Consider the following 14,027-nt stretch of genomic DNA (forward strand, 5'->3'; position numbering starts at 1 on the left):
CCAACTGATCCAACTGATCCGGTGGAGCCAACTGATCCAACTGATCCAACTGATCCGAAGGATGACCTAGCTCAAACCGGCGCAAACAACTTCGGGTTCATTGCGGCCGGCGCTGGTGCGCTTGTCTTGGGTGCTCTGGGGCTGCTAATTGCACGTAGGCGAAAAGCCTAACTGAGGCTAGGCGGAACGAGCGGTTGAATACTTCAACCGCTCGTTCCGCCTTTTTCGTTTAGTATTCGTTTCGGAACATCGATAACTATGAACTACTGACGCTTCTATGTATTGCTTGCAAAGAACCGTGACGGGCCAACCTAGGACTTTCCACAGCTGGAAAGTGCTTGACTTCCAACCTGCGGGAACTCCCGGACTATTGGTTAATCTGGGACAAGGCATTATGAGGGGATTGGTGGGCCTGCAGCTCCTATGCTCCTCGGACTTAAGGAGCAGTCGACAACATAAAGGGTGCAGCGGCCTTCATCGATGCCGCGCGATTGCCGGATCCGCCGGTAGGTCCGCATCGGCATTCAGCCGGGTCTTCTTTGAAATTGCTGTGCAGAAGTGGGGAATCCGGCAAACAGATGTACGGTTCAAGCAAAATGCCCTGCAGCATGCTGGACAATGGTGGGAACACATCAGGCCCCGGGAAGATACTGTGGCCGGAAGGGAATGATGGACGCTTCAGGCGACAGTAGATCTCATAGTTCCAACCCTCTGCCCGGCAGGATTGCCGCACAGGCTTCGAAGGACAGGGGGTGCAAATAATGGAATGGATCTCGCTGCTCATAGCAATGCTCCTCATTCTCGGATGCGGTTTGTTCGTAGCCGCTGAATTCTCCCTGATCACGGTCAATCGAAACCGGGTGAAGCAAGCCGCCGAGGCCGGCGACCGCCGCGCTTCAGGTGTCCTAAAGGGCATGGAAACCTTGTCCACCCAGCTTTCGGGCGCGCAGCTGGGCATCACCCTGACCAACTTGGGTATCGGCTTCCTGGCCGAGCCCGCCATCGCGGCCCTTGTCGTAGGGCCGCTGCAGGACCTCGGCCTCAACGAGGCGCTGGCCCGGTCGACCTCCATTGCCCTCGCGCTGGTGCTGGCCACCGTCTTGACCATGGTGTTCGGCGAGCTGGTGCCCAAGAACCTGGCCATTGCCAAGCCCTTCGAGACGGCCAAGTCCGTGGTGGGATTCCAGCGCGGCTTCAGCACTGTGACCAAGCCATTCCTGGCGTTCTTCAACGGCAACGCGAACTGGATTGTCCGCCGCTTCGGTATCGAGCCCCAGGAGGAGCTGGCCTCCACCCGTTCTGCCGAGGAGCTCGTGGCGCTGGTGGGGCACTCGGCCCGCGAAGGCGTCCTGCCCTCGGAAACCGCGGAGATGCTGCGCCGGACCGTCGCCTTCGGCAACCGCCGCGGCCATGACGTGATGACGGCCCGTTCCCGGATGGTCACCGTGGGCGCTGAGCAAACGGTGCACGAGGTGCTCAAGCTGGCGGCGCGCACCGGGCACTCCCGATTCCCGCTGGCCGGCGAGGGCGGGCACCGGATACTGGGGCTCGTGCATATTCGCGCCCTGCTCGCTGTCCCCTATAGAGAACGCCAGCAGACGCCGGTGGGCGGCTTTGCCGAAGAAGCCCGACTGGTCCCGGACACCATCGAGCTCGATGACCTGATGGACCAGCTGCGCAGCGACGGGCTGCAGATGGCCGTGCTGATTGACGAGACCGGCGATGTCGCCGGCATGCTGACCTTGGAGGATCTTGTGGAAGAAATCGTTGGGGAAGTGCGCGACGAGCATGACCCGGAGGATTCCACCGTGCAGGTGCTCTCGGAAGATACCTGGCGCCTGGACGCGGCCCTGCGCCCTGACGAGGCCAATGAGCTGCTGGGCTGCCGCATCCCGCACGACGCGGACTACGAGACCCTCGCAGGATTGCTGACCGTGCAGCTGGGCAAGTTCGGCGAGGTGGGCGATGTCGTCGACCTGGTTGTGCCCGGCGAGCCAGGCAGTGGGCCCAAGGAGCTGCAGTTCACTATTCACGCCATGGATGAGCAGCGGATCGCCACCGTTGACGTGAGGGTCGGCGGGCAGGCAGAAGGGGAGGCGAAGCGATGAGCGATCTTCTCGGAATTCTTGTCACGATCCTGCTGCTTGCAGCGAACTTCTACTTTGTCGGCGCCGAATTCGCGCTGATCTCGGCACGCCGGAGCATTATCGAGCCCAAGGCCATCGAAGGCAGCCGCAGCGCGAAGATGACCCTCTGGGCCATTGAAAACGTATCGCTGGTCATGGCCGGGGCGCAGCTGGGCATCACCGTGTGCTCGTTGGCCCTTGGCTATGTCACCAAGCCGCTGGTGAAGTACGCGGTGGCCGGGCCCTTCGAGGCTATCGGCATCCCGGAGGGCATGATCGACGCGCTGTCCTACGCGATCGCGCTGATCGCGGTGACCTACCTGCACGTGGTGCTCGCGGAGATGGTGCCGAAGAACATGGCCCTGGCCGGCCCGGAACGCATGGCGCTGATCCTGGGACCGAGCATGGTCATCCTGGTGAAGATCCTGCGGCCGGTGCTGTGGCTGATGAACGCGATGGGCAACCTGGTGCTGCGCATCTTCAAGGTGGCACCGAAGAACGAAGTGGCCAGCACCTTCACCCGCGACGAGGTCTCTTCCATGGTGGCCGAATCCCGCGAGGGAGGCATCCTGGATGAGCACGATGAGCAGCTGCTGATGGGCGCGCTGCACTTCGATGCCCGGCGCATCGATTCAGTGGCCATCAGCTTCGAGGAGGTCCAGACGCTTCCTGTGGGTTGCACCGTGGAGGATATCGAAGCGGCGGCCGCCCATGGCTTCTCGCGATTCCCGTTGGTCCAGCCCGACGGAAGCGCCGTGGGGTATGTGCACGTCAAGGACGTCTTGGGGGCGGACGCACACGCGCGCCCGCAGCCGCTGCCGAGCAGCTTGATCCGCGAGTTGCCATCATTCAGCGGCACGCAAAGCGTGCGCGCCGCGCTGCAGGAAATGCAGCTCTCCGGCGCGCACTTGGCGCTGGTGCGCGATGCCGGGAGTGACCAGGTGACAGGCATGGTGACCTTGGAGGACATGCTTGCTGAGCTCGTGGGGCAGATCAGGAACGAACACCGCAGCACCCCGTAGGGGTGGATCATCGGGCAGCGGCCAGGGCAGGACGGCGCAGCCATCCACCCTGGTCGTTGCTGTGCGGCACTGTCATGGGGAACTGGCGAAAGGCGAATTCTTGCGCGAAAGCTGGAGGGTGAGCAGCGAGCCGAGCGCAGCGAAGAGCACCGTCAGCCACCAGGTCGAATTCCAGCCGCCAGTCCATGAAGCCATCGCGGCCAGCAGCATCGGGCCGGTGAAGTTGCCGATATTGAAGATCTGCTGCGCCAGGCCCATGGCCGCTGGCGCCGAGCCGCCCGGCGGTGCGAGGTCCACGACGATCCTGGTCACCGTTGTTGGAATGGCGGCCCCGCCCAGCGAGAACATCCCGACGCAAAGCATCTGGACCCATAGCAAGTCAGCCGGATAATCGACCGCGAAGGTCAGTACCGAGGTCAGGGCCATCATTCCGAAGCCAATGAGCAGCAGGGTCCGCCCATTCAGCCCTCGATGCAGCAGCGCGCCGCTGATGATCGCCCCAACTGCGTTTAGCCCGCCAACCACCGCCGAGGCCAAGCCGCCTGCCACCGCGGACAGCCCGAATTCGGAAAAGATCGTGGGCAGGAACCCCACTACGGCCATCCATTGCACGGTATAGCATCCGAAAATGAGCCCGCTGACCCACACCCGTGCGGAACGAGCGGTCATGGCGATGCGTGATGCTGCCATCCCCACGGCTGAAGATCCCGAAGGGCTGTCTGCGGCAACGAATTTCAGGATCGGCGGAATGGGGATCAGGGAAATGCAGGCCAGCACCGCCCACCAGATGTGCCAGGGAAGATGCTGCAGAGCGACGGCGGTGGAAAAGACGCCGATGAAAGTCGCCAGCCCCATGTAGGCGGCCCACCATCCCACCGCCATGTTCATGGTCTTCAACGGAGCATGCAGCCTGACCAGTCCCGGGCCCATCACCGTGGCCATGATGACCCCGGCGCCTTCGATGATCCGTGTTGCCAACAGCGCAATAGCATTGGGGGAGAATGCGCCCAAGGCGCTGCCGATGGCCACCAGCAGCAGGCCGGCAATGAACGTTCGGCGCTGGGAGATCACTTCAGACAGCAGCGAGACGGCCAATCCACCGGCCATTCCGGCAACCTGGACCACGCCCAGGAGGACGCCTGAGAAGAAGAGCGAGAAGCCGAGTTCTCCGCGGATGATGCCCAATGCGGGGGAGAGCTTCCAGATATGCAACCCCGCCATGACCCCAGAAGCCACGATGATGATCCAGGCGATGTTGGTCCGCTGGGGTGATTGGGCTGTCGGGCTATGCACTGCCGCTGATGCCTCCTTGCATTAAGTAGGCCGTGGAAGCCGCGGCATGGAACTGATAGTCGGATTGTCGCATCGGCTGTGTCCAGATGCCGCTTATGTTTCGTTCAATGGGAAATCCGCCAGGGTAGAGATGCCTGATTCGACGAACAACGGATCTCCCGAATCAGTGCCCGCCACCCAGTTTTCCGCCAAGGCGTTCGCGCATCGCGGCGCTGGCCTTATTGAGCCCGGTGATCTCCACGTTCTTTCCGTATTTCGCGTACTTGCTGGTCACCGAATCCAAAGCCGCGATGGTCGAAGCATCCCACAGATGCGACTGGGTCATGTCGATGACGATATTGGCCGGATCCCCGGCATAGTCGAATTGGGTGAACAGGTCATTGGACGAGGCGAAGAACAGCTCGCCGTCGACCTTGTAGGTTGCCATGCCGGCATCGCTGGGCGCGGACACGGTTCGGGTTACCGTTACGAAGTGGGCTACTCGGTTGGCGAAGAGCACCATGGCCGTGAGTACTCCAGCGGCGACGCCGATAGCCAGATTGTGGGTGACCACCGTGAAAACCACAGTTATCAGCATGACTGTGGTTTCGCTTTTGGGCATCATCCGCAGCGTCGAGGGCCGGATGCTGTGCCAGTCGAAGGTCGCAATGGAAACGAAGATCATGACTGCCACCAGTGCGGCCATCGGGATCAAGGCCACCACATCGCCGAGAACCACCACGAGGATCAACAGGAACACCCCGGCCAGGAACGTCGAGATGCGGGTGCGCGCCCCGGACGCCTTCACATTGATCATGGTCTGCCCGATCATCGCGCAGCCGCCCATGCCGCCGAAGAATCCGGTAATGATGTTCGCCGCACCCTGGCCCCAGGATTCGCGGGTCTTGTTCGAATGGGTATCGGTGACATCGTCGACCAGCTTGGCGGTCATCAGCGATTCGAGCAAGCCCACGAAGGCCATGGCCAGCGCATAGGGGAAGAGCACCTGCAGAGTTTCGAGGTTCAGCGGGATATCCGGGAAGAACAGGGCCGGCAGGGATTCGGGCAGCTGGCCCTTGTCGCCCACGGTGGGGACGGCGAGCGAGGCGATGACCGTGATCGCGGTCAGCACCACGATGGCCACCAGCGGGGCCGGGATCGCAGTGGTCAGCTTGGGCAGGCCGAAGACGATCAACAGGCCCAGCGCCACCAGCGGATAGACCAGCCAGGTCACGCCGAGCAGCTCGGGGACCTGGGACAGGAAAATCAGGATGGCCAGCGCGTTGACGAAACCGACCATTACCTGACGCGGGATGAAGCGCATCAGCTTGGCCACGCCAAGCAGCGCCAGCACCACTTGGAAGATCCCGGCCATGATGACCGCGGCGATGAAGTAGTCGGTTCCATGACTGGCTACCAAAGGCGCGATGACCAGCGCGATCGCTCCGGTGGCGGCGGAGATCATGGCGGGACGGCCTCCGAAGAAGGAGATGGATACCGCCATGGTGAAGGAGGCGAACAGCCCGATGCGCGGGTCCACTCCTGCGATGATGGAGAAGGCGATGGCCTCGGGGATCAAGGCCAGCGCTACTACCAGGCCGGCGAGGACCTCGGTCTTAAGCAACCTCGGGGATTTCAGGGTGCGTAGCACTGATTGGCGCTCGGCCGGACTTAGGGCGGAGAGGCCCGCCGTCGTATTGGTGCTCATGACTGAGCTCCCTTCTTTTCGCGTCTTTAAGCGGGGGCACATGCCGTGCGTAGAATTCTAGGGGGCGGGGCAAGAAGTGCTTGGGCAGTGGAACGCCTGATGCCGCCGCAATTAACTCTAACCTAACGTAAGGGTAGGGTTGTAACCGGAGGGAACGGAGAACGTCATGGATCAGCCAGAAGCCCGCGATAAGGGAAGCTCAATGCACATCGGTGACATGGTCGAGGCCACCGGGCTGTCGCATCGCACTATCCGCCACTACGACGAAGTGGGGCTGCTGCCCGCCAGTACCCGCAGTGAAGGCGGTTTCCGGATCTACCGCGATTCGGACCTGCAGCGCATGCTGGTGATCCGCTCGATGAAGCCCTTGGGGTTCAGCCTCGAAGAGATGGGCGAGCTGCTCGACGCGGTGGATGCGCTCGCCGGAAACCCGAAGGACGCCACGGCGCGGGCCAAGCTCGATGACTATATCCAGCGAGCCAGCGCCAAGCGGGACAAGCTGGAGCTGAATCTGCAGCGTGCGGATTCATTCATCGCTGATCTGCGCACCAAGTAGCACCCGGTAAGCGGGCAGAGAACGCCGTGGGGAGTTGAATGGCATGGAAATCCGGATAGGCGACATGGCGGAAGGCCATTGGCAGGACGTCTCGCGCATTTACGCGCAAGGAATCGCGACCGGGGTGGCTACCTTTGAATCCCAGGTCCCGACCCGAGAATCATTCTTTGGCGGGAAAATCCCTGCACTCTCCCTGGTTGCCATGGCCCCGGAGGGGGCATGTGCTTGGCTGGGCTGCTGCCGCGCCAGTTTCAGCACGCCCTGCCTATTGCGGGGTCATCGAGCATTCAATCTATGTGGATCCGAATTCTGCTGGCCAGGGCATAGGTCGGGCGCTGATGGAAGAACTCATTGGCAGGGCCGCGGCGCAGGGCTATTGGATGCTGCAATCGGCCATTATCGCCCAGAATGAGGCCAGCCGGAATCTGCACGTAAAGACCGGGTTCCGGGAAGTGGGTTTCCGGGAGCGGATAGCCCAAGTCGCGGCCGGACCGCTGGCAGGGCAGTGGATGGATACCTGCCTGTATGAAATGCGGTTCTGAGCCTCCAAGGCAAACCTAGCCTTTGGGCAGCAAGGTGGAGCCCAAAGATTCCAGTGCTCCTGGAACGACAGAAAAATACGCCCACACACCCCGCTTTTCGCGGTGCAGGATTCCTGCGTCCACCAGGATTTTCAGGTGGTGGGAGACGGTGGGCTGCTTGAGCCCCAGCGGCTCCGGCAGGTCGCAGACGCAGGTTTCAGCGTCTTGGTTCGAGGAAACTATCGACAAGATTCGCAGGCGATTGGGGTCGCTCAACGCCTTGAATCGAACGGCCAGCAACCTGGCTTCCTCCAGCTGCAACATGCCTTCGCCGCGCGCGGGCACGCAGCACGGTGCGTCGATGTCCTCGGCCTGCTGTGGAGGCTCGTTCAAGGTATGTGTGCTCATGTCCCAGTGCTCCTTGCTGCGCTTCGTCAAGAGATTGACAAACTTCGATATGTGTAAGCATACTCGAGTCATCGATGTTCGTCGATGTCTATCTTTGGAGTGATGAATCAGTGACAGCCGCGCCTGTGCCCGATACTGCCCCTGTAGCCCAGAAGTTGTCTTTCCTGGACCGCTATTTGGCCCTATGGATCCTGCTTGCAATGGCCGTCGGCCTGGGCCTTGGGCGGATCTTCCCGCAGCTCGGTGAGCTGCTGGATCGATTCACCGTTGCGGGTGTCTCGGTGCCCATCGCCATCGGCCTGCTGGTGATGATGTACCCCGTATTGGCCAAGGTCCGGTACAACGAGACCGGCCGGGTGCTGGCCGACAAGAAGCTGATGATCACCTCCTTGGTGATCAACTGGGTCCTGGCTCCTGCCTTCATGTTCGTGCTGGCTTGGATCTTCCTGGCAGACCTCCCCGAATACCGCACCGGGCTGATCATTGTGGGCCTGGCGCGCTGCATCGCCATGGTGTTCATCTGGAATGACCTGGCCTGTGGCGACCGCGAGGCGGCCGCCGTGCTGGTGGCCATCAACTCGGTCTTCCAGGTCATCGCCTTCGGCGCGCTGGGCTGGTTCTATCTCCAGGTCTTGCCATCCTGGCTTGGCCTGGAAACCACCAGCGCGCAATTCTCCGTCGCCGCCATCACCGCTTCGGTGCTGGTATTTCTGGGCATCCCGCTGGTGGCTGGTTTCCTGACCCGCACACTCGGCGAGAAGGCCAAGGGCCGGGACTGGTATGAAGGAAAGTTGCTGCCCAAGATCGGCCCGTGGGCACTGTATGGGCTGCTGTTCACCATCGTGCTGCTCTTCGCCCTGCAGGGCGATAACATCATCTCCAAGCCGCTGGATGTGCTGCGCATGGCCATCCCGCTGCTGACCTACTTTGTCGTGGTCTTCGGCGCCGGCATGCTCATCGGCCACGCCCTGAAGCTGGGCTACCCGCGCACCACTACGCTGGCCTTCACCGCGGCAGGAAACAATTTTGAACTGGCCATCGCGGTAGCCATCGCGACCTTCGGCGCCACCAGCGGCCAGGCCCTGGCCGGCGTCGTTGGCCCGCTGATCGAGGTGCCCATCCTTGTAGCTCTGGTCTATGTGGCCCTATGGTCTCGCAAGTTCTTCCCATCCACTGCTGAAACTCTGAGAAGTTAGCTGGTTAGCCATGTCTTTCGAACTACATGCATCGCACGATGAGCAGCTCACCCGTCTCGCACAAGAATTGTCCAAGGGATCACCAGATCTGTCCGGTGATCTAGTGCTCCGAATTGTTCGCGAGTCTTACGCCTCGTTGGCGCGCACGGCCAGCGTAAGCCAGCACCTGGTGTCGCTGACTGCGCGTTTCGCGAAACAGCGTTTGACCGATATCGCTCGACACCACACGCATTCCGATACACCACAAGTGCTGTTCCTCTGCGTCGCGAATGCTGGGCGTTCCCAACTTGCTGCAGCACTGTTGAACCACCTTTCAGATGGCTCAGTCATTGCTCGCTCCGCCGGATCAGCACCATCATCCGAAATCCATCCAGGCGTTCAGCGCATGCTTACCGACATCGAAGGCGAAAGCCGGTCGGCTGAACGTTTCCCCAAACCGCTGACTGATGACGCAGTACGTGCTGCGGATGTTGTCATCACGATGGGCTGCGGGGATGTTTGCCCCATCCTTCCCGGAGTCCGCTATGAAGAGTGGGACGTGCCAGACCCCGCTGCCGCATCTGGCCAGGACCTTGAAGAAATTCGCGAAGACATCACCACACGCGTTCGTGCACTGCTCGACACATTGAACAATAAGTAAGACACAGGAGAACCAATAATGGAAAACCTCAAACCTTCAGTCCTCTTCGTCTGCATCCACAATGCAGGCCGCTCGCAAATGGCCGCCGCCTACCTCGCGCACCTTTCCGAAGGGCGGATCGAGGTTCGTTCGGCAGGGTCCGCGCCAGCCGATTCGGTCAACCCTGCCGCCGTGCAGGCGATGGCCGAGGAAGGCATCGACATGTCGGCGGAAACCCCGAAGATCCTGACCACCGAAGCGGTGAAGGAATCCGACGTCGTGATCACCATGGGCTGCGGAGATACCTGCCCGATCTTCCCCGGCAAGCGCTACGAAGACTGGAAGCTGGATGACCCAGCCGGCCAGGGTGTTGACGCAGTGCGCCCGATCCGCGATGAGATCCGCGCGCGCATCGAAACCCTGATCCCTGAACTGCTGCCTGCCAACTAACCATCGACCTGTTGTTTCCCCGCTGAGGAGTGTTCCATGAACCCGACCTATCCTGTGATCGTCATTGGCGCCGGTCCTATTGGCCTGGCCACCGCGGCACACCTGCGAGAACGCGGGCAGGAGGTGCTGGTTCTGGAAGCCGGAGGGCAGGCCGGGGCGGCCATGGAGCAGTGGGCGCACATCAAGCTTTTCTCTCCTTGGCGTTTCAACATCGATGCCGCCGCCCAGCGCCTTTTGGAATCACCCAGCGGAGATTATGCGGGGGACTGGGAAGCACCGCGGCTCACCAAGCTGCCCACCGGTGGCGAGGTGGTGCGCGAGTACCTGGAGCCCTTGGCAACGCATCCGGAACTGGCCCCGCGCATCCGCTATGGCCACCGTGTGATCAAGATCAGCCGGGTGCTGGAAGATGGCCGGGGTGCCGACAAGACCCGCACCGCCGGCCGCGGTGAGGCGGCATTCCTGGTGCGCGCCGAAACCGCCGATGGCCAGATGGATTTGATCGGCCGGGCCGTGGTGGATGCCAGCGGAACCTGGAATCAGCCCAGTCCGGTAGGCCGGGGTGGCATCGAGGCCATCGGCGAAGCCGAAGCCCGCGAGCGCGGGTTCATCCTGGGCGGCTTGCCTGATCCGCTGGGTGCGGACGAATCAGCGCTGGCAGGGAAGAAACTGCTGGTGCTCGGTGCCGGGCACTCGGCGGCCAATACCATCATTGCCCTGGGGCGCTTGCAGAAGAAATACCCGGACACCACCATCCTGTGGGGACTGCGCTCGGCGGCCAATCCGATTCGCCTCTACGGCGGAGGCGCGGCGGATCAGCTGCCAGCGCGGGGCCAGCTGGGGACCAGCCTGCGCCGGCTGGTGGAGGACGGCAGCGTGCAGCTGCTGGAAAATGTGGCTGTGGCATCGATGAACCCCGGCAAACAGCTGGCAGTGTCCCTGGCTGATGGCCGCCAGCTGTTAATTGACCGGATTATCGCGGCCACCGGATTCCGCCCGGATCTGCAGATGCTCTCCGAGTTGCGCCTCGATCTGGACGAAAGCGTTGAAGCCCCGCGCCAGCTGGGCCCGCTGATCGACCCGGAATTCCATAGCTGCGGAACGGTCAGCGCCCATGGAGAAAAGCTGCTGGCTCACCCGGAGAAGAACTTCTACATCGCCGGGATGAAAAGCTATGGCCGGGCGCCGACCTTCTTGATGGCCACCGGTTATGAGCAGGTGCGCTCCATTGCCGCCGCATTGTCCGGGGATGACCAGGCTGCGGCGCGGGTGGAGCTGGAGCTGCCGGAAACGGGTGTCTGCTCCAGTGATCTGGCCGGCTCATGCGATGCTCCGGCTCCCGAGGATGCTTCGTGTTGCGCCAGCGGGCCGCAACCGGTGGTCTTCGGGCAGGCGACGGGAACCATGCATGGAAATACGGAATTGATTGGTGGATTGCCAAGAGAGTAGTGGTTGGCTGTTCCCAAGAAGAATGCTTGTGGGGACGATTGAGGCACCAATATCCGCTGGTGTTGGCACTTTGCCGCACTGCATTGGTTCTCTGCGGCCGGTTCCTGGCTGGCCGAAGATGCGGCACAGCGTTTCGCCGACCAGGTGGACCGGGACCGAGTCCTGCTATGCCTCGAATGTCATTCCCTCGAATGTTCAGGACGAGTTCCAGGAAGCCTTCACGGCGGTTCACCGCGCGGCGAGTCCCGGGGCCAGGAGGAACGCCCCGGGACCCACCACCTCGGATGCCGTCGTAGGGTGGTATTACAAGGCTGCGTGCAATCCACCACGAGGAGATTTTCCATGGACCCGAAACCTGCGACAATCGATGCCTACCTGGATGCCATCGACCCGAAATTCCGCCCGGATCTTGAACGAATCCGTGCGATCGTGACCAGGCTGGTCCCGGAGGCCGAGGAAACCATCAGCTACTCCATGCCCACCCTCAAATACCAGGGAAGGGCCTTGGTCTTCTTCACCGCCTCCAAGAAGCACATGAGCTTCTACCCCTCCTCCTTTGCCATCGAAGAGCTGGGCGACCGGCTCTCCGGATACAAGGTAACGGCGCATGCTGTCCAATTCACCCTGGGCAACAGCCTGCCGGATGAGCTGATCGAGGAGATGGTCCGGGTTCATCTGCGGCACCTGGAATCATCCGGGCACTAGGCCAGGCGAAGCGCGGCCGGCTAGCCCTGCCGTGCGGTGACCTCTGCGACTGCCTCGGCCAGCCGGTCTACCAGCAGCTGCGCCTGCTCGTGCTCGATGACCATCGGCGGGCGCATCTTGAGCACGTTGTCGTCGCGGCCGATGCGGCTGATCAGCACGCCCTTGTCCTTCATCAGCTCGATGAGCGCCTTGGTGGCGGCCGCATCGGGCTCTTGCGGGTTCCCGGGGCGCACGATGTCGTAGCCGAAGAACAGCCCTTGGCCGCGCACCGCGCCGATCAGCGGGCTGTTCTTGGCGATCTGCTGCATGGCATCGGCGATGAACTTCCCGGTGGCGAGGGCGTTGTCCATCAGTGCCCGATCGCGCATTTCGCCTAGCACCGCGAGCCCAGCCGCGCTGGAGGCAGGGCTGCCGGCGAAGGTGTTGAAGTACATGTTCCGGCCACCGAACTCGTCGAGCAGCGCCTCGGTGGTGACCACCGCGCCAACCGGATGGCCGTTGCCCATCGGCTTGCCCAGTGTCACCAGGTCCGGGGTGATCGCATAGAGCTGATGGCCCCACATGCGGGAGCCCAGCCGGCCGAACCCGGACTGCACTTCATCGGCGATGAACAGGCCGCCGGCGGCCTGCACCCGCTGAGCCAGCCCCTCGACATAGCCGGCCGGGACATTCAGCAGGCCCTCGGTGGAGAAGATCAGGTCGAACAGGGAAGCCGAGAGCCCGTGCCCGGCTTCCTGCAGCGAGGCGATGGCAGCGTCGACCTCGGCCAGCGCCTGATCGCGCAGCGCCGCCTCGGCCTGCGCGTCCAGCCCGGTGGCATCCGGGATGCGCACCGCGCGCACGTGGGCCCCGAACTCCTCGTGGACCGCCAGGCCCGTGGTGAGCTCGGCCAGCGAGGTGGTGTTCCCGTGGTAGCTGAAATCAGAGACGAGGATCCCGCTGCGCCCGGTATGCTGGCGGGCAATGCGCAGCGCCAGCTCATTGGCCTCGGAGCCGCTGTTGACCAGGAACAGCCGATCCAGGCCGGCCTTGAAGGTCTCCAGCAGCGCCTCGGAATAGTCGACCACCATGTGGTTCAGGTACCTGGTGTGCAGGTTGATGGTGCGCAGCTGCCGGCTGACCGCTCTGGCCACCACCGGGTTGGCGTGCCCGACATGAGGCACATTGTTGTATCCGTCGAGGTAGCGGCGTCCGGCGGCATCGGTGAGCCAGGCGCCTTCGCCGCGCACCAGCTCCAGCGGGGTGTCGTAGAACAGCGGAGAGTGCGGGCCGATGGTCGCCACGCGGCGGGCCATCAGCGCGGCGGTGGCCGGGGCCATCTCTTGCTTGGGGGCCACTGAGGTCATGGCTTTTCTCCGATCGTGGATGGTTCGGGGCGGTTCAGCAGCCCGGCCACCAGCAGGCCTATGGCGTCGATGCGGGTTTCCAGGCTCTCCGGCTCGGTGGCGGCCCGTGCCCCTGCGGCGCGCAGGGCGCCGTTGAGGATCTCGGCCAGGGCGTCGGCGTCAGCGCCTGGCACCAAGCGGCCCTCCTGCTGCGCGATGAGCAGGTCGTCGCGGATGAAGTTCTCGAAGGAGCGCGAGGCGGTGCCAGTGACCCCGGCCAGGATCGGGGCGAGGTCCGGCCCCATGATGCCGTAGAAGCGCCCGCGCGGATCGGCGCTGGCCTCGAGCAGGGCCCGGGCCAGGGCGCGGGTGCGGTCGACCAGCCCCTCGGCCTGCCCGCGCAGTTCCACCCCGCGCTCGACCACGGACTCGGCCAGGCGCAGGTAGACCGCGCGGACGATTTCCTCGCGGCCCGCGGGGAAATGCGCGTAGATGGTGCCGCGGGCAATGCCAGCGAGCGCCGCGATCTTCTCCAGGGCGGTCCCGGCATAGCCGCTTTCGCCCAGCAGCTGGGCGGCGGCATCCAGGATGTCGTTGCGGGTGCGCAGCCGGTTGCGTTCGCGCTGGCTGGTGATGGCTGGTTTCTGGCTCATGGTCCTCGGCTGGTTGT

The 14,027-nt window shown here is 63.0% G+C and carries 14 protein-coding genes and 1 pseudogene; 10 read left to right on the forward strand and 5 right to left on the reverse strand.

Annotated elements, in window-relative coordinates; genetic code table 11:
- Positions 1–21: 21 nt before the first annotated feature.
- The 3 genes from AC6CHO_RS13045 to AC6CHO_RS13055 all read left to right on the forward strand — a co-directional run bounded on the left by AC6CHO_RS13045 (position 22) and on the right by AC6CHO_RS13055 (position 3,148).
- On the forward strand, positions 22–171 hold the full coding sequence (locus AC6CHO_RS13045) for an LPXTG cell wall anchor domain-containing protein (RefSeq protein ID WP_498215877.1): 150 nt from the start codon (positions 22–24) through the stop codon (positions 169–171).
- A 590-nt stretch (positions 172–761) separates the two neighbouring features.
- Positions 762–2,108, forward strand: a complete 1,347-nt coding sequence (locus tag AC6CHO_RS13050; RefSeq protein WP_498215497.1) for a hemolysin family protein — start codon at positions 762–764, stop codon at positions 2,106–2,108.
- On the forward strand, positions 2,105–3,148 hold the full coding sequence (locus AC6CHO_RS13055; protein WP_498215499.1) for a hemolysin family protein: 1,044 nt from the start codon (positions 2,105–2,107) through the stop codon (positions 3,146–3,148). Before AC6CHO_RS13050 ends, AC6CHO_RS13055 begins: the two co-directional genes overlap by 4 nt.
- A 72-nt stretch (positions 3,149–3,220) precedes the next feature.
- On the opposite strand, the gene AC6CHO_RS13060 is transcribed toward AC6CHO_RS13055, so the two are convergent.
- Positions 3,221–4,441, reverse strand: a complete 1,221-nt coding sequence (locus AC6CHO_RS13060) for an MFS transporter (RefSeq protein ID WP_498215501.1) — start codon at positions 4,439–4,441, stop codon at positions 3,221–3,223.
- Between the two features lie 163 nt (positions 4,442–4,604).
- The gene (locus tag AC6CHO_RS13065; RefSeq protein WP_498215503.1) at positions 4,605–6,128 is read right to left on the reverse strand and encodes a SulP family inorganic anion transporter; all 1,524 of its coding nucleotides are present in this window, start codon (positions 6,126–6,128) and stop codon (positions 4,605–4,607) included.
- A gap of 166 nt (positions 6,129–6,294) precedes the next feature.
- On the opposite strand from AC6CHO_RS13065, the gene AC6CHO_RS13070 reads away from it, so the two are divergent.
- Complete coding sequence (locus AC6CHO_RS13070; RefSeq protein WP_498215504.1) at positions 6,295–6,684, forward strand: helix-turn-helix domain-containing protein; 390 nt, start codon at positions 6,295–6,297, stop codon at positions 6,682–6,684.
- A gap of 221 nt (positions 6,685–6,905) precedes the next feature.
- The gene (locus tag AC6CHO_RS13075; protein ID WP_498215879.1) at positions 6,906–7,226 is read left to right on the forward strand and encodes a GNAT family N-acetyltransferase; all 321 of its coding nucleotides are present in this window, start codon (positions 6,906–6,908) and stop codon (positions 7,224–7,226) included.
- Positions 7,227–7,241: 15 nt separating this feature from the next.
- Here AC6CHO_RS13075 and AC6CHO_RS13080 read toward each other — a convergent pair whose 3' ends face one another.
- On the reverse strand, positions 7,242–7,613 hold the full coding sequence (locus AC6CHO_RS13080; protein WP_498215505.1) for an ArsR/SmtB family transcription factor: 372 nt from the start codon (positions 7,611–7,613) through the stop codon (positions 7,242–7,244).
- 74 nt (positions 7,614–7,687) lie between these two features.
- On the opposite strand from AC6CHO_RS13080, the gene arsB reads away from it, so the two are divergent.
- From arsB to AC6CHO_RS13105, 5 genes and pseudogenes are all read left to right on the forward strand, one after another.
- On the forward strand, positions 7,688–8,809 hold the full coding sequence (gene arsB / locus AC6CHO_RS13085; RefSeq protein WP_498215507.1) for an ACR3 family arsenite efflux transporter: 1,122 nt from the start codon (positions 7,688–7,690) through the stop codon (positions 8,807–8,809).
- 37 nt (positions 8,810–8,846) lie between these two features.
- A pseudogene (locus AC6CHO_RS13090) lies at positions 8,847–9,449 on the forward strand (arsenate reductase/protein-tyrosine-phosphatase family protein); the annotation flags it as partial.
- A gap of 18 nt (positions 9,450–9,467) precedes the next feature.
- On the forward strand, positions 9,468–9,878 hold the full coding sequence (locus tag AC6CHO_RS13095; RefSeq protein WP_498215509.1) for an arsenate reductase ArsC: 411 nt from the start codon (positions 9,468–9,470) through the stop codon (positions 9,876–9,878).
- Positions 9,879–9,914: 36 nt separating this feature from the next.
- Complete coding sequence (locus tag AC6CHO_RS13100) at positions 9,915–11,327, forward strand: FAD-dependent oxidoreductase (protein ID WP_498215511.1); 1,413 nt, start codon at positions 9,915–9,917, stop codon at positions 11,325–11,327.
- Between the two features lie 342 nt (positions 11,328–11,669).
- Positions 11,670–12,032, forward strand: coding sequence for an iron chaperone (locus AC6CHO_RS13105; protein WP_498215513.1), 363 nt, complete (start codon positions 11,670–11,672; stop codon positions 12,030–12,032).
- Positions 12,033–12,052: 20 nt separating this feature from the next.
- Here AC6CHO_RS13105 and AC6CHO_RS13110 read toward each other — a convergent pair whose 3' ends face one another.
- Positions 12,053–13,378: an aspartate aminotransferase family protein gene (locus AC6CHO_RS13110; RefSeq protein WP_498215515.1), complete on the reverse strand. Its 1,326-nt coding sequence runs from the start codon at positions 13,376–13,378 to the stop codon at positions 12,053–12,055.
- A complete protein-coding gene (locus tag AC6CHO_RS13115; protein WP_498215517.1) occupies positions 13,375–14,010 on the reverse strand; it encodes a TetR/AcrR family transcriptional regulator in 636 nt (211 codons plus the stop codon). Before AC6CHO_RS13115 ends, AC6CHO_RS13110 begins: the two co-directional genes overlap by 4 nt.
- Positions 14,011–14,027 lie beyond the last annotated feature (17 nt).

The organism is Glutamicibacter sp. GQ173, assembly GCF_059759215.1.